This is a genomic window from Streptomyces sp. NPDC008139 (genome assembly GCF_042957025.1).
Classification (GTDB): domain Bacteria; phylum Actinomycetota; class Actinomycetes; order Streptomycetales; family Streptomycetaceae; genus Actinacidiphila.
Genome location: NZ_JBIBHM010000013.1, coordinates 201,129 through 215,672, shown reverse-complemented (window position 1 = coordinate 215,672; position 14,544 = coordinate 201,129). Strand labels below are relative to the sequence as shown.

The 14,544-nt window shown below is 72.4% G+C and carries 17 protein-coding genes; 7 read left to right on the top strand and 10 right to left on the bottom strand.

What is annotated here, in order from left to right; all coding sequences use genetic code 11:
- Positions 1–15: 15 nt before the first annotated feature.
- A complete protein-coding gene (locus tag ACFZBB_RS27150; protein WP_391127412.1) occupies positions 16–978 on the bottom strand; it encodes an EamA family transporter in 963 nt (320 codons plus the stop codon).
- A 350-nt stretch (positions 979–1,328) separates the two neighbouring features.
- On the opposite strand from ACFZBB_RS27150, the gene ACFZBB_RS27145 reads away from it, so the two are divergent.
- Positions 1,329–1,844: a hypothetical protein gene (locus tag ACFZBB_RS27145; protein WP_391127409.1), complete on the top strand. Its 516-nt coding sequence runs from the start codon at positions 1,329–1,331 to the stop codon at positions 1,842–1,844.
- Positions 1,845–1,859: 15 nt separating this feature from the next.
- Here the strand turns inward: ACFZBB_RS27145 and ACFZBB_RS27140 are convergent, their stop codons facing one another.
- Positions 1,860–2,585 carry a hypothetical protein gene (locus ACFZBB_RS27140; protein ID WP_391127406.1) on the bottom strand — a complete coding sequence of 242 codons (726 nt, stop codon included), beginning with the start codon at positions 2,583–2,585 and terminating at the stop codon, positions 1,860–1,862.
- A 186-nt stretch (positions 2,586–2,771) separates the two neighbouring features.
- Between ACFZBB_RS27140 and ACFZBB_RS27135 the strand changes: the two genes are divergently transcribed.
- The 3 genes from ACFZBB_RS27135 to ACFZBB_RS27125 are packed head-to-tail and all read left to right on the top strand — an operon-like array spanning position 2,772 to position 6,140.
- The gene (locus tag ACFZBB_RS27135; protein WP_391127403.1) at positions 2,772–4,268 is read left to right on the top strand and encodes a magnesium transporter MgtE N-terminal domain-containing protein; all 1,497 of its coding nucleotides are present in this window, start codon (positions 2,772–2,774) and stop codon (positions 4,266–4,268) included.
- Positions 4,255–4,950: a DUF1003 domain-containing protein gene (locus ACFZBB_RS27130; RefSeq protein ID WP_391127401.1), complete on the top strand. Its 696-nt coding sequence runs from the start codon at positions 4,255–4,257 to the stop codon at positions 4,948–4,950. Before ACFZBB_RS27135 ends, ACFZBB_RS27130 begins: the two co-directional genes overlap by 14 nt.
- A gap of 32 nt (positions 4,951–4,982) precedes the next feature.
- Positions 4,983–6,140: an Mrp/NBP35 family ATP-binding protein gene (locus ACFZBB_RS27125; RefSeq protein ID WP_355348575.1), complete on the top strand. Its 1,158-nt coding sequence runs from the start codon at positions 4,983–4,985 to the stop codon at positions 6,138–6,140.
- 130 nt (positions 6,141–6,270) lie between these two features.
- Here the strand turns inward: ACFZBB_RS27125 and ACFZBB_RS27120 are convergent, their stop codons facing one another.
- From ACFZBB_RS27120 to sigE, 4 genes are all read right to left on the bottom strand, one after another.
- On the bottom strand, positions 6,271–6,885 hold the full coding sequence (locus ACFZBB_RS27120; RefSeq protein WP_391127398.1) for a hypothetical protein: 615 nt from the start codon (positions 6,883–6,885) through the stop codon (positions 6,271–6,273).
- 147 nt (positions 6,886–7,032) lie between these two features.
- Positions 7,033–7,530, bottom strand: coding sequence for a sec-independent translocase (locus tag ACFZBB_RS27115; RefSeq protein WP_391127395.1), 498 nt, complete (start codon positions 7,528–7,530; stop codon positions 7,033–7,035).
- Positions 7,531–7,692: 162 nt separating this feature from the next.
- The gene (locus tag ACFZBB_RS27110; RefSeq protein WP_391127392.1) at positions 7,693–8,634 is read right to left on the bottom strand and encodes a zf-HC2 domain-containing protein; all 942 of its coding nucleotides are present in this window, start codon (positions 8,632–8,634) and stop codon (positions 7,693–7,695) included.
- Positions 8,631–9,398, bottom strand: coding sequence for an RNA polymerase sigma factor SigE (sigE, locus tag ACFZBB_RS27105; protein ID WP_355348341.1), 768 nt, complete (start codon positions 9,396–9,398; stop codon positions 8,631–8,633). The genes ACFZBB_RS27110 and sigE overlap by 4 nt, the downstream gene beginning before the upstream one ends.
- Before the next feature lie 212 nt (positions 9,399–9,610).
- On the opposite strand from sigE, the gene ACFZBB_RS27100 reads away from it, so the two are divergent.
- Complete coding sequence (locus ACFZBB_RS27100; protein WP_355348344.1) at positions 9,611–10,246, top strand: O-methyltransferase; 636 nt, start codon at positions 9,611–9,613, stop codon at positions 10,244–10,246.
- 86 nt (positions 10,247–10,332) lie between these two features.
- Here the strand turns inward: ACFZBB_RS27100 and ACFZBB_RS27095 are convergent, their stop codons facing one another.
- Positions 10,333–10,500: a DUF3117 domain-containing protein gene (locus tag ACFZBB_RS27095; RefSeq protein WP_069464762.1), complete on the bottom strand. Its 168-nt coding sequence runs from the start codon at positions 10,498–10,500 to the stop codon at positions 10,333–10,335.
- A gap of 268 nt (positions 10,501–10,768) precedes the next feature.
- Between ACFZBB_RS27095 and ACFZBB_RS27090 the strand changes: the two genes are divergently transcribed.
- Entirely contained in the window at positions 10,769–11,551 is a 783-nt protein-coding gene (locus tag ACFZBB_RS27090) for an enoyl-CoA hydratase-related protein (protein WP_391127389.1), read from the top strand.
- 101 nt (positions 11,552–11,652) lie between these two features.
- Here ACFZBB_RS27090 and ACFZBB_RS27085 read toward each other — a convergent pair whose 3' ends face one another.
- Together ACFZBB_RS27085 and ACFZBB_RS27080 are read right to left on the bottom strand one after the other, a co-directional pair.
- Positions 11,653–12,234, bottom strand: a complete 582-nt coding sequence (locus tag ACFZBB_RS27085) for a DNA-3-methyladenine glycosylase I (RefSeq protein ID WP_391127386.1) — start codon at positions 12,232–12,234, stop codon at positions 11,653–11,655.
- Complete coding sequence (locus ACFZBB_RS27080) at positions 12,227–12,589, bottom strand: DivIVA domain-containing protein (protein ID WP_391127383.1); 363 nt, start codon at positions 12,587–12,589, stop codon at positions 12,227–12,229. Before ACFZBB_RS27080 ends, ACFZBB_RS27085 begins: the two co-directional genes overlap by 8 nt.
- A gap of 128 nt (positions 12,590–12,717) precedes the next feature.
- On the opposite strand from ACFZBB_RS27080, the gene folP reads away from it, so the two are divergent.
- Positions 12,718–13,530 (top strand): dihydropteroate synthase, encoded by an 813-nt coding sequence (gene folP, locus ACFZBB_RS27075; RefSeq protein ID WP_391127537.1) that lies wholly within the window; start codon positions 12,718–12,720, stop codon positions 13,528–13,530.
- 179 nt (positions 13,531–13,709) lie between these two features.
- On the opposite strand, the gene ACFZBB_RS27070 is transcribed toward folP, so the two are convergent.
- Positions 13,710–14,531: a TIGR00730 family Rossman fold protein gene (locus ACFZBB_RS27070; RefSeq protein WP_391127380.1), complete on the bottom strand. Its 822-nt coding sequence runs from the start codon at positions 14,529–14,531 to the stop codon at positions 13,710–13,712.
- Positions 14,532–14,544: the final 13 nt, after the last annotated feature.

Sequence of the window (14,544 nt, the reverse complement as noted above, 5' to 3'; positions counted from 1 at the left end):
GGGTCCGCGCGGCGCTCAGGCGGTCTTCCGGCGGTCGGCGAGGATCACCAGGGCCAGGCCCACGAGGATCACGCAGAGCGCCGGGTAGGCGGACCAGGCCGGGATCTGACCCAGCCACAGCGCGGCGATCAGCGCCGCGCCCGGCGTCTCCAGCAGGATCGCGGTGGAGGTGGTGGACGGGCCGAGGCCGCGTACCACCCGGTTGAGCAGCGAGTGCCCGAGCAGTTGCGCGACGACGGTGAGGGCGGCGATCTTCAGCCACGTACGGCCGTCGTAGCCGCCGAGCGCGGAGCCGGAGACCAGGCAGGTGACCAGCAGGACCGCGGCGGTGGTCGCGTAGCAGACGTAGGTGTACGCGGTCGTGCTCGCGGTCCTGCGCACCTCGGAGCCGAGCAGGACGTATCCGGCGGCGGCGATGCCGCCGCCGAGGGCCAGGGCGTCGCCCGCGAGGGCTCGGGTGTCGGTGGACAGGTCGATGCCGGTGAGGATGACGACGCCCACCACGGCGAGCGCGGTGCCCACCCACACCAGCCGGGGCGGCCGGTGGCCGCGTATCCGCAGGATGATCGTGGTCCAGATCGGCGTGGTGGTGCACAGCGCGGTCGAGGTGGCCACCGACGTCATCGACAGGCTCGGCAGCCAGAGCCCGAAGTGCAGCGCGAGCACCACACCGGCCAGCACCGAGAGCGTCAGCGCCCTGCGGCCCATCCGCCGCAGTTCGGCGCGGCCCCGCCACAGGGCGAACGGGCTGAGGACGCCGACCGCCATCGCGTTCCGCCAGAAGGCGATGGCGAGCGCCGGCGCGGCCGTCGAGGCGATCAGCGGGGCCGACATCGAGACGCTGGCGATGGCCACGGTGAGCAGCGTGAAGTCCAGCGTCCGCGTGGCGGCGGGCTCGGCGCCCGGCCCTCCCGCGGCGGCGGGCCCCGTACCGGTGTCCGGCAGCGGAAGCGCGGCGGCGGCGGGCTCGGCGGTCACGGGACTCCTCAGGCGGACGCGGTGCGGATACGGCTGGTGGTGGGACTGGGACTACGGCTACGGCTACGGCTACGGGTCGGCGGACGCGGCACGGCTGCCGATCACGTACGAGTCCACGCCCTGGACGTGTACCGGCCGAGGCGGCCGTGACGGTCCGGGGTCGTGGACGGCAGCCACCAGCGTAAGGCCCATGACGGACTCACGTACCTGTCGTACCGTCAGGCCGTGCCGCCGGGAGCCCCGCCCGGGGCCCAGTCGGTCCGGCACGTACGAGCCCGAGCCTTCGTGGGCAGGGGGCCGGATACGGACGGGCCCGTCCGGCCCCGGCGGGCAGGCCATAAAGTGGCGGCATGACGACCGCTGTGAGCGCAGAGCAGACCGCCCTCGTCGAGGAGGCCACCAAGAAGTCGGGCCTGGTGTGGGTGGACGGCCAGGCGCTGTGGCACGCGTGGGTGGACGGCGCGATGTGCGTGGTCGGCGGCGGGCCCGTCGAGCAGCCGCTGCCGCCGGGGCTCGCCGACGGCGGGCGCGCCACGGTCGTCGTCCGCAGCAAGGACAAGGGCGGGCGGCTGGTGGCCTGGACGGCCCTGGTCGCCCAACTGCCGCCGGACGGCGAGGCGTGGGAGGCGGCCGTCGCGGAGCTGAAGGGCAAGCGGCTCAACTCCGTCGACGCCGAGACGGTCACCGAGCGCTGGGCCCGCGACTGCCGGGTCTTCCGGCTGACGCCCGAGGGTGCCCCGGTCGAGCACCCCGGCGCGATGCCGGACGCCTCGGGCGCGGCGGTCCCGGCCGCGACCTCGGCCACGACCCGGCACCCGGTCCCGGCCGGTCTGCCGAAGCTGCTGGCCCGCCGCCGCAAGGCGTAGCGCGCCGGGCCTCGGTTACTTCGTCGTCACCGATTTGCCGTAGTCGACCACCGAGGACTTGTTCGGCGCCGCGAGCGTGAACTCCTCGCCCCAGTCGGAGAGGGTGAGCGTCCCCGCGTTGCCCGCGCGCTGGTAGCGCAGCGGGTAGGGCGTGCCCTTGAGGGAGACGTCGAGCGAGCCGCCCTTGGTGCCGTTGAGGGCGACGGTCCTGGTGTCGCCGACCTTGCGGTGGTCGCCGAGCTTGAGGTCGCCGTCGAGCACGAAGAGGTCGGCGAGCAGCACCTTCTTGTCGGTGAAGCCGCTGAACTGCTTGTACGCGGGGTCGTCGGTGGGCACCTTGACGTATTTGTCGTCGAGCTTCTGGGCGGCGGCCTTGCCGTTCTTGTCGGCGCCCGCGTCGCCGTAGAAGTCGGCGCCCGCCTTGAGGTAGAGGTCGGCGCCGACCCGCAGGAGCTGGAAGGTCGTGCCCTTGGTGGTGACCTCGCCGACGCCGCCGTTGTCCCGCAGCCGCATGTCGAGGCGGAAGCTCTGCCCCTTGCTGATCACCGTGCCCGCCAGGCGTACGGTCGGCGCGGTCTCGGCGGCGGTCTTCGCCTTCTGCTCGACGGTCGCGGGAGGCAGCTTGGCGACGCCGTTGGTGCCCGCGTCGGGGTCGCCGCCGAAGCCGAGGCATCCGGTGAGTACGGTCGCCGCGCACAGTGTTCCGAGAGCGGCGGCTGCGGTCCGGCGGCCGGGATACACGTGTTCTCGTCCTCCTGCGGAGACGGCGGGGGGCACCCCGGACGAGTCCGGGGAGGCGTCCAGAAGCTACCGCACGGTACCCCCGGCGAGCACCCCATGGGGCGGGCAAGATCGGCTGGGAGTAGCCTGGCGACGGATGACGAGTGGACCGGAGCAGCCCTCCGTGGACCGGTAGGAGGCCCCCCGATGGCCGCAGGCAGCCCGCGGGTCTTCGTCTCCCATCTTTCGGGCGTCGCGGTCTTCGATCCGAACGGCGACCAGGTGGGCCGGGTCCGTGACGTCGTGGTGATGCTGCGGGTCGGCGGACGGCCGCCGCGGGTGCTCGGCCTGGTGGTCGAGGTGGTCAGCCGCCGCCGGATCTTCCTGCCCATGACGCGGGTCACCGGGGTCGAGTCCGGCCAGGTGATCACCACCGGGGTCCTGAACATGCGCCGCTTCGAGCAGCGGCCGACCGAGACGCTGGTGCTGGGCGAGCTGCTGGACCGCCGGGTGCGCCTGGTCTCCGAGGATCCGGGGCAGGACGCGGGGCAGGACGCCGGAGGGGACGGCGGGCAGGGCGCGGCGGACGCGAGCGCGGGCGAGTCCGGCGCGGAGGTCACCGTCCTCGACGTCTCCATGACCCAGCTCCCGGCCCGCCGCGACTGGGAGATCGACAAGGTCTTCGTCCGCCGCGGCAGGCCCGGCGCACTGCGCCGGTCAAGAGGGGCGCGCGCAGCGCTTCCTTGGAAGGGTGGTGGCGGGCGACGGGCGGGCGCCACCCTCACCGTCGACTGGTCGGCGGTGACCGGCTTCCGGCTGGCCGAGGACGGCCAGGGCGCGGAGAACCTGGTGGCGACCTTCGAGCAGCTCCGCCCGGCCGACCTGGCGAACGTCCTGCACCACCTGTCGCCCAAGCGACGCGGCGAGGTGGCCGCGGCGCTCGACGACGACCGGCTGGCGGACGTCCTGGAGGAGCTGCCCGACGACGACCAGGTGGAGATCCTCAGCAAGCTCAAGGAGGAGCGCGCCGCGGACGTCCTGGAGGCGATGGACCCGGACGACGCGGCCGACCTGCTGGCCGAACTGCCCGCGGACGAGCAGGAACGACTCCTCACGCTGATGCAGCCGCAGGACGCGGCGGGCGTACGGCGGCTGCTGTCGTACGAGGAGCGGACCGCGGGCGGGCTGATGACCACCGAGCCGATCGTGCTGCGCCCGGACGCCACGGTCGCCGACGCGCTCGCCCGGATCCGCAACCCCGACCTGTCCCCCGCGCTGGCCGCGCAGGTCTACGTGTGCCGGCCGCCGGACGAGACGCCGACCGGCAAGTACCTGGGCCTGGTGCACTTCCAGCGGCTGCTGCGCGACCCGCCGTTCACGCTGCTCGCCTCGATCGTGGACACCGACCTCCAGCCGCTGACGCCCGACACCCCGCTGCCCGCGGTGACCAGCTATCTGGCGACGTACAACATGATCTCGGCGCCCGTGGTGAACGCGACCGGGGGGCTGCTGGGCGCGGTCACGGTGGACGACGTGCTGGACCACCTGCTGCCCGAGGACTGGCGCGAGACGGATCTGCACGGCGCGGTCGGGCCGCACGGGCACCACATGACGGACGACGGCACGGACGACGGCACGGACGACGCGGCGGACGACGACGCGCGGGGCGGCATGACGGGGGTGGGCGACGATGGCGGCCGATGACCACGACCGGGAGCGCTTCCGGCACCCGCCCGGCGCGACCGCCACCTCGCGCCCCCGGGTGCGGCTCGACCAGCCGCGCGCCCCGCGTCGCAGCCTGCTGCCGACGTACGACCCGGAGGCGTTCGGCAAGCTCTCCGAGCGCGTGGCCCGCTTCCTGGGCACCGGACGGTTCATCGTCTGGATGACGGTCCTCATCATCCTGTGGGTGCTGTGGAACATCTTCGCGCCGCCGTCGATCCGCTTCGACAACTACCCGTTCATCTTCCTGACCCTGATGCTGTCCCTCCAGGCGTCGTACGCGGCCCCGCTGATCCTGCTCGCGCAGAACCGGCAGGACGACCGGGACCGGGTCAACCTCGAACAGGACCGCAAGCAGGGCGAGCGCAGCATCGCCGACACCGAGTACCTGACCCGCGAGGTCGCGGCGCTGCGGATGAACCTCGGCGAGGTCGCCACCCGCGACTGGATCCGCTCCGAACTCCAGGACCTGCTCAAGGACATCGAGGACCGGCAGGCCGGGGGCGGCCACGGCACGAGCCCCGGAGGCAGGCCCAGCGGCGGCAGGACCCACACCAAACGCGGCCCCGAGGCCAGGCGCGGCACGGACGGCGGGCGCGGCTCCGGGACCGGCCCCGGCTCCGACGGCGAGGGCAGTGACGAAGGCGACGGCCGGGGGCGCTGAACGGCGCTCGGCCACCGCCGTACCATCGACGTATGGCTACCGACACCGCAGTCTCCACGCCGACCGAAGACGCCGTGCGCGCCGCGCTCGCGACGGTGAACGACCCGGAGATCCACAAACCGATCACCGACCTCGGCATGGTCAAGTCCGTGGACATCGGCGCCGACGGCTCGGTCGCCGTCACCGTCTATCTCACGGTGTCCGGCTGCCCGATGCGCGACACCATCACCAACGCCGTCACGGCGGCGGTCGAGGGCGTCGCCGGGGTCACCTCGGTACAGGTCACGCTCGACGTGATGAGCGACGAGCAGCGCCGCGGCCTGGCGTCGTCGCTGCGCGGCGGGCAGGCGGAGCGCGAGATCCCGTTCGCCCAGCCCGGCTCGCTGACCCGCGTCTACGCCGTCGCGTCCGGCAAGGGCGGTGTCGGCAAGTCCTCGGTGACGGTCAACCTGGCGGCGGCGATGGCGGCCGACGGGCTGAAGGTCGGCGTCGTGGACGCGGACATCTACGGGCACAGCGTGCCGCGCATGCTCGGCGCGGACGGCCGGCCCACCCAGGTCGAGAACATGATCATGCCGCCGTCCGCGCACGGCGTGAAGGTCATCTCGATCGGCATGTTCACCCCCGGCAACGAGCCGGTGGTGTGGCGCGGGCCGATGCTGCACCGCGCGCTCCAGCAGTTCCTGGCGGACGTGTACTGGGGCGACCTCGACGTGCTGCTGCTCGACCTGCCGCCCGGCACCGGTGACATCGCCATCTCCGTCGCGCAGCTCGTGCCGAACGCGGAGATCCTGGTCGTCACGACCCCGCAGCAGGCGGCGGCCGAGGTCGCCGAGCGCGCCGGGTCGATCGCCGTGCAGACCCACCAGAAGATCGTCGGCGTGGTGGAGAACATGGCGGGCATGCCGTGCCCGCACTGCGACGAGGTCATCGACGTCTTCGGCTCGGGCGGCGGCGAGCGGGTCGCCGAGGGGCTGACCCGGATGACCGGCGCGACCGTGCCCGTCCTCGGGCAGATCCCCATCGACGTGCGGCTCCGCGAGGGCGGCGACGACGGGCGTCCGGTGGCGCTCAGCCACCCCGAGTCCCCCGCGGGCGCTGCCCTGCGGTCCATCGCGGGCAAGCTGGGCGGCCGTCAGCGCGGCCTGGCGGGGATGTCGCTGGGGATCACGCCGCGCAACAAGTTCTGAGCGCTCAGCGGCCGACCGGTACGGGACAGCCGACCGGTACGGGACAGCGGGGGCGGGCTGATCGGTGATCAGCCCGCCCCCGCCGTCCGCGTAGCGCCTCAAAGGTCCCTGAGAGCGCCCTGAGGGCGCCTCAGACCTCGTACAGGGTCACGTCCTTGACCACGGCCAGTCCGAGGCCGTACGCGCTCATGCCGCGGCCGTACGCGCCGAGGTGGACACCGCGGGCCGAGCCCGCCATGACCCAGCCGTACTCGGACTCGCGGTAGTGGAACGGCGTCGGGTCGCCGTCGACCGGAAGGGTCAGCGTCGACCAGCCGCTGCCCGCCAGGTCGTCGGCGAGTTCCCACGCGGTGGCGGTCTGCTGGTCGAGCCAGTCCTGGCGCAGGGCCCGGTCCATGGTGGTGGGCCAGGTGCAGGACAGCAGCCCGGACCCGGCGAGCCAGGCCGCGGAGGAGACCGAGGTCGCCTCCAGTACGCCGGTGCCGTCGGAGCTGCGCCGTCCGGGGCGGTTGGCGAGGGTGACGACCGCGGCGAACCGCAGCCCTTCCGCATCCGCCGGAGCCGCCTTCAGCGAAGGCTCGTCACCATGCCCTATTGAGCCGTGCTCGACCGTGCCGTCCCCGCTCACGCCGACCGTGCCCAGCCAGCGCCGTCCGGTGAACGCCTCGTCCAGCCCGTACCAAGGGAAGTCGGCCATCAAGTAGCCGTCGACCGTCCCACGAGCACTGCCGGTCTTCGTCTCCATGCGGTGTTACGCCTCCTCCGTGCCCATCTGGGCGACTCGCCATCTTGCCCGACCCTGGGTGGGTTCGGGAGCCGAACCGGCTCACGGTGACGGCGAACACACGGACAATAGCCACCTGGAGGGGTGAAAAGGCGTGATCTGGTTGACTCAGGTCGCGTCGGAATCGAACGGCGGAGCCTCGCCGGGCTCCAGGCCGTCCTTCTTGCGGAGCCTGTCGGGGGTGGCCGAGGAGCCGCCGCCGGAGGTCGGTCCCGGCACGCCGGAGGACGAACCGGCCGCGCCGGACGAGCCGTTGGCGGCGGAGGCGGGCTCCACCCCGTTGACCGCGTCGGTGACCTCGGCCATCTCCTTGCGGAAGTCGAAGCCGTTGCGGATGTCCTTGAGGCCCAACTCGTCCATGTCGCTGTCGCTCATCAGATTCTTCTTGATGAACGTCTTCGGATTGAGGTCCTCGAACTCGAAGTCCTTGAACTCCGGACCCAGCTCCCGCCGGATGTCTTCCTTGGCGCTGTCCGAGAACTCCCTGATCTTCCGGATGAAGTTCATGGTGTCCTGGATGACCTTCGGCAGCTTGTCGGGGCCGAAGACGAGGACGGCAAGGACCACGATCGCGACCAGCTCCAGCGGGCCTATGTCGAAGAACACCTTGCAGCTCCTTGGGACGTCCACAGCCGGGAAGGCAGGGTCCGGCGGACTTTACGGTACCTGTCCACGCGGGCGGTGCGGGAGTGGCTCCGGCTAACAGTACGTCGCCAGGGGGTAAAGGGTCAGCCCCCGAGCCCGCTCCGGTGGCCGGCCGGTAGCCGGTCAGCGCCGTATCGCGGGGGCCTGGGGGCCGGGCGATACGGGGGAAGCGGCGGGCGTCACGAGCGGCAGGGCGCCGGGCGCCATCAGCGGCCGGGTCACCGAAACGGGTGTCACCGAGGTGACCGCGGCGGGTGCGCGGAGCGTGCGCCGGTCCCCGGCGTCGAGCACGCCGCGCGGGGTGACCCCGCGGGTGTCCGGCACGGAGTTGGCGCTCAGTGGGCTGACCGCGGGGCCGTCGTCGGGGCGGGCGCCGCCGTCGACCGCGGCTTCCATGGGCAGTGCGCTGCCCAGGGCGATGGCCGCCATCGAGAAGGCGCCCGCGGCGGCGAAGGCGAACCGCCTGCCGCGGGAGGCCGCGGTGCCGGAGCCGCTGTGCGCGGGGGGCTCCGGCCGCTCCCGGTCCTCGGGGCGCCCGTCGGCCGCGGCGGCGCGGGTCAGCTCATGGATGCGGAAACCGCGACCGCCGGAGCCGCCGGGCACGAGGTCGCGGCCCGGTGTGAGGTACGAGAACTCCTCGCGGCGCCGGGAACCGCCGGAGCCGAACACGCCGGAGCCGAGCAGGCCGCCGTCGAAGGGGCCGCGCCGCTCCTGGTCGCGCCCGCCGGCGGCGCCGGGGCCGTGGCCCTCGTCGTCCCGGTCGCGCCAGTCACGCGTACGGTCGGCGTCCTCGGTCCCGTCGCCGGTCGGTGGTAGGCCGGGCAGGCCCTGGAGCCGGGCCAGCAGCCCGGCGGAGAGCATCGGCTGCTCGGAGGCCGCCACGACGCTCTTGAGACGCCGCTGCTCGCTGGCAGCGGCTTTGCACTGCGGACAGGTCACCAGATGGGCGAGCACCCGGTCCCGGGTGTCGTCACCGAGCTCGCCGTCGACAAATGCGGCGAGCCGGTCGCCAAGGTGCTGCTCGGCAGGCGCTGCACGTTGTTCGCCTGAACCGCTACTGCTCACGTTCTCCCGCCCTCCTGGCCAGGTTTCTGTGTGGCGGCAGCGAGCGCGGGAGCCGGCCGGGCGCCGGGCGCCCGGTGTTCCAGAGCCTTGCGCAGGTGGGAGCGGCCACGGTGGATCCTGCTCCGCACCGTGCCCAGCTTCACACCCAGCGTCGCGGCGATCTCCTCGTACGACAGTCCCTCGATGTCGCAGAGCACCACGGCGGCGCGGAACTCCGGGGCGAGGGTGTCCAGCGCCTGCTGGACGTCCGCGTCGAAGTGCGTGTCGTTGAAGTGCTGCGCGGGGGACGGCTCGCGGCTGGGCAGCCGCTCGGCCGCGTCGTCCCCGAGGGCGTCGAAGCGGATCCGCTGGCGGCGGCGCACCATGTCCAGGAAGAGATTGGTCGTGATGCGGTGCAGCCAGCCCTCGAACGTGCCGGGCGTGTAGGTGGACAGGGAACGGAAGACCCGCACGAAGACCTCTTGGGTGAGGTCCTCCGCATCGTGCTGGTTGCCGGTCAGGCGGTACGCCAGCCGGTACACCCGGGCACTGTGGGTACTGACGATCTCCTCCCAAGAGGGAGGCGTCCACGCCTGAGCGTCCCCGTCGGTGGCGAACGTCGCGGTCGCGGGAGTGTTTTCGCGTGAACGGTCATCAGCAGTGTTGGTCACGGATTTCGGCTGTCCGGCGGACCGGAGAATACGCCTGAGCGTTCCTCCCTTGTCACCGGCCGCAGCCGCACCTCCCCTGTCGGCTCTGGTGGTGTCCAGTAGAGCCCCTACCATATCCACCTCGCCCGTTAGCTCCGGATAAGTGCGCTGTTGCCATTGACTTCCAAGGACTTCCACCCGGCGGGGAGAGCCGGGGCCTTCTCCCGCCGGTAGCCGTCCTTACGGATAACGCACAGTCCCATCAGCGGGTTCCCGCCCCCAGCGGATACAGTCGCCGGGCGGGCTGCACCTACGACAGGGATCGACCCGGGGACAGGGAGAGGGACATTACCGGCAACCGGCAGGCGAGCTGGGCGTTCGCCGACGCGTTCGTCGCCGAGGACGACGCCCTCATACGCGCCCGCGCCCGGTCCCACGCGGCGGGTCTGCGGCCCGTCTCGCCCGGCACCGGTGCGGCCCTGCGGCTGCTGGCCGCCACGGGGGACGCGAAGTCCGTCGTCGAGATCGGTACCGGCACCGGGGTCTCCGGCATCCACCTGCTGCGCGGCATGCGCCCCGACGGCATCCTGACCACCGTCGACACCGAGCCGGACCGCCTTCAGCTCGCGCGCGAGGCGTACCGCGAGGCCGGTTTCGCCGCCAACCGCTCCCGCGTCATCCCCGGCCTGGCCCTGGACGTGCTCCCCCGGCTCACCGATGGCGGCTACGACCTGGTCTTCTGCGACGCCGACCGGCTGGAGTACCTGGACTACCTCGACGAGGCGCTGCGGCTGCTGCGGATCGGCGGCCTGGTCTGCTTCGAGGGTGCCTTCGCCCGCGGGCGCGCGCTGGACGCCGCCCACCAGGACGCCGAGTCGGTGCGGCTGCGCGAGCTGATGCGCGCGGTCCGGGACAGCCCCCGGCTCTCCCCCGTACTGCTGCCGACCGACGACGGTCTGCTGTGCGCGGTGCGCCGGAAGTGACGCGGCGGCGCGCGTAAGAAAACGACGGCGGCCCCGTACACAACATTCCGTGTACGGGGCCGCGACGATTTATGGGACCGCTGGTCTCAGGCGATGGCCTTCTTCAACGCGTCGCCGAGGGCATCCGCCTCGTCCGGGGTCAGCTCGACAACAAGCCGCCCGCCGCCCTCAAGCGGAACGCGCATGATGATGCTCCGCCCCTCCTTGGTCACCTCGAGCGGGCCGTCACCCGTCCGCGGCTTCATGGCCGCCATGCTCGTTCCCCTTCCTGAAACCAGCTCGGACTCGAACACATTGGTTCTCGGCCATTATCCCGCATCTATCGACCCGATGACCAACATCGGTCGCACTACGTTCAGCATGGGCCCTCCCCAAAACCGGCCAATTCGGCGAGTGGACAGTGATCGACCGGGTTCCCGAAGGGTATCGGTTCGGTCGGACGTTTGACGTACGTCACATGTCGGGGTGCCGTGAAGTCCGGCATTCTGGCCAGGACCGATGCCGCGACGAAGGGGTTCAGCCATGGCCGACAGCGTTCTGTACGAGGTGAGCGACGGGCTCGCGACCGTCACCTTCAACCGTCCCGAGGCGATGAACGCGCTCGACACGGACACGAAGAACACCCTGCGGGACGCCTTGCGGGCAGCGGCCGACGACACCGCGGTGCGGGCGGTGCTGCTCACCGCGACCGGGCGGGCCTTCTGCGTCGGACAGGACCTCAAGGAGCATCTGGCGACGCTGGCGGCGGGCGGCGGGCTCACGACGGTGGCCGAGCACTACAACCCGATCGTCACCGCGATCGCGACGATGCCCAAGCCGGTGGTGGCGGGGGTGAACGGGGTCGCCGCGGGCGCCGGGGCCGGGTTCGCCTTCGCCGCGGACTACCGGATCGTGGCGGACACCGCCGCCTTCAACACGTCCTTCGCCGGGGTGGCGCTCAGCGCGGACTCGGGTGTGTCGTGGACGCTGCCGCGGCTGGTCGGGCACAGCCGGGCCTCGGATCTCCTGCTCTTCCCGCGCTCGGTGGGGGCCGCGGAGGCGTACGACCTGGGGATCGCCAACCGGGTCGTGCCCGCCGCGGATCTTCCCGCCGAGGCCGTCGCCGTGGCCCGGCGGCTCGCCGAGGGCCCGACCGTCGCCTACGCCGCCATCAAGGCGTCCCTCGCCCACGGGGCCGCCCACTCCCTGCTCTCCACCCTCGCCAAGGAGGACGAGCTCCAGACCCTGGCCGGCGCCGCCGAGGACCACCGCATCGCGGTCGACGCCTTCGTGGCCAAGCAGCCCCCGCGCTACGTGGGCCGCTGACGCGGGACGCCCGTCGCCGCTCCGGCCGGTCATCGATCGCCGGACCGGCTGAAGGGGGCGCGGGTGTGGCGCGACCCCCGGCCCGTCCGGGTGGACAGGCCCTAGCGGGCGGAGCAGTCGGCGAGGTGGTCGTTGACCAGGCCGCAGGCTTGCATCAGGGCGTAGGCGGTGGTGGGGCCGACGAAGCGGAACCCGTGGGATTTGAGCGCCTTGGCGAGAGCCACCGACTCGGGGGTGGTGGCGGGCACGTCGGCGAGGCGGCGCGGCGCCGGGCGGGTCGCGGGGTCGGGCGCGAAGGACCAGATGAGGGCGTCGAGCCCGCCGTCGTAGCTGTCGCGCAGGACCTGCGCGGCCCGCGCGTTGGCGACGGAGGCGGCGATCTTCGCCCGGTTGCGGATGATCCCGGGATCGAGCAGCAGCCGCGCCTCGTCCTCGGCCGTGAAGCCCGCCACCGCGTCGATCTTGAAGCCGTCGAAGGCGGCCCTGAACCCCTCGCGGCGACGGAGAATCGTGATCCAGGACAGCCCGGACTGGAACGCCTCCAGGCAGGTCCGCTCGAACAGGGCGTCGTCCCCGTGCACGGGCCGCCCCCACTCGGTGTCGTGGTAGGTCACGTAATCCGGCGCGGACAGCCCCCAGGGGCAGCGCGCGAGCCCGTCGGGCCCGACGATCGCGTCACTCACCGGTGTCGTCCCGCGGCGACTCGTCCTTGTCCAGGGACGGCGTCACGGGGGCGCCGACCGCGCCGGCCCGCGCCCCGGCCAGCACGGCCTCCAGGTCGGCGATCCTGGCGTCCCGCTCGGCGAGTTCCGCCCCGAGCCGGTCCAGCACCTCGTCGACGTCGAGCATGCGGTAGCCGCGTACGGCGATCGGCAGCCGGACGGCGTCGATGTCGGACCTGATGAGCGGGCGGTCGGCGGGCAGCCGGTCGTCGATCCGGTCGGGTTCGGAGTCCCGCAGGGTGCCGCCGTCACCGAGTACGGCCATCGCGACGGCGGCGACCACCGCGACCAGCGCGATGAGCATGAACCAGAACAACTCGATCTCCCGGGGTCCGGCCTACGTGTCAGGCACGATCGTGCCACGATCGCATGAGTCTGAGATGAGGAGCGGCAGTGGCACTTCGGTTGGGGACCCGCGAATTCGGCGAGCGGGAGCCGGTGATCATGGCGATCGTGAACCGTACGCCGGACTCGTTCTACGACCAGGGCGCCACCTTCACCGACGAACCCGCGCTGGAGCGGGTCGCAGGCGCCGTCGCGGAGGGCGCGGCGATCATCGACATCGGCGGGGTGAAGGCGGGCCCCGGCGAGGAGGTCTCGGCGGAGGAGGAGATCCGCCGTACGGTCGCCTTCGTGGCGGAGGTGCGCCGCCGCCACCCGGATGTGGTGATCAGCGTGGACACCTGGCGGCACGAGGTCGGCGAGGCGGTGTGCGAGGCGGGCGCCGACCTGCTGAACGACGCGTGGGGCGGGGTGGACCCGCGGCTGGCGGAGGTCGCGGCGCGGTACGGCGTGGGGCTGGTGTGCACGCACGCGGGCGGGGCGCAGCCGCGGACCCGGCCGCACCGGGTGGGGTACGAGGACGTGATGGCCGACATCCTGCGGGTGACGGTGGGGCTGGCCGAGCGGGCGGCGGCGCTGGGCGTGCCGCGCGACGGGATTCTGATCGACCCGGGTCACGACTTCGGCAAGAACACCCGGCACTCGCTGGAGGCGACCCGGCGGCTGCCGGAGATGACGGCCACGGGGTGGCCGGTGCTGGTCTCCCTGTCGAACAAGGACTTCGTCGGGGAGACGCTCGACCGGCCGGTCAAGGAGCGGCTGATCGGCACGCTGGCCACCACGGCGGTGTCGGCGTGGCTCGGGGCGCGGGTCTACCGCGTCCACGAGGTCGCCGAGACCCGTCAGGTGCTGGAGATGGTGGCCTCGATCGCGGGTCACCGCCCGCCCGCCGTGGCCCGCAGGGGCCTGGCCTAGGGCCTGTCGTGTGGATCTGGGTGGGGAAGGAGCGGTGTCCGGTGCGTGCGGACGCAAGGCGGAGAAGGGAGGCGACGCGGAGCGTCGTCGACCGAGGACTACGCGGCAGACGTGCGCGCCGGGCCCCGGGGACGCCGCGGAGATCCACACGACAGGCCCTGGGGGCAGCCGGGCACGCCCTAGGCACTCTCCTTCGTCACCCGCGCCACGGCCTCGTCCACATCGTCCGTGACGTGGAACAGCTCCAGGTCGGCCTCGGACGCCTTGCCGCCCGCGACGAGCGTGGAGCGGATCCACGAGACCAGGCCGCCCCAGTACTCGGTGCCGAAGAGCACGATCGGAAAACGGGTGACCTTCTTGGTCTGGACGAGGGTGAGCGCCTCGAAGAGTTCGTCGAGGGTGCCGAAGCCGCCGGGGAGCACGACGAATCCCCGTGCATACTTCACAAACATCGTCTTTCGGACAAAGAAGTAGCGGAAGTTCACGCCGATGTCGACATAGGAGTTGAGGCCCTGCTCGAAGGGCAGCTCGATGCCGAGGCCGACCGAGATTCCGCCCGCTTCGAGCGCGCCCTTGTTGGCGGCCTCCATCGCGCCGGGACCGCCGCCGGTGATGACGGCGAAACCGGCCTCGGTCAGGGCGCGGCCGATCCGTACGCCCGCCGCGTACTCACGGGAGTCCACCGGGGTGCGGGCGGAGCCGAAGACGCTGACGGCGGGGCCGAGTTCGGCCAGGGCGCCGAAGCCCTCGACGAATTCCGACTGGATCCGCATCACGCGCCACGGGTCGCCGTGCACCCAGTCCGACTCTCCTCGACTGTCCAGCAACCGCTGATCGGTGGTCCCCGCCTGCACCTGGCCGCGCCGCCGTACGACAGGGCCCGTGTGCCGTTCCGGCCAGCCCTTGCCGGTCAGCACGGTCTCCGCCGCCTCGTTCGCCGCGGCAGCCGCCTCCTGCGCGTCCGGACTCTGCCCGGCCGCTCCCGTGTGTGAGTCAGTCATACGGGAAGCGTAC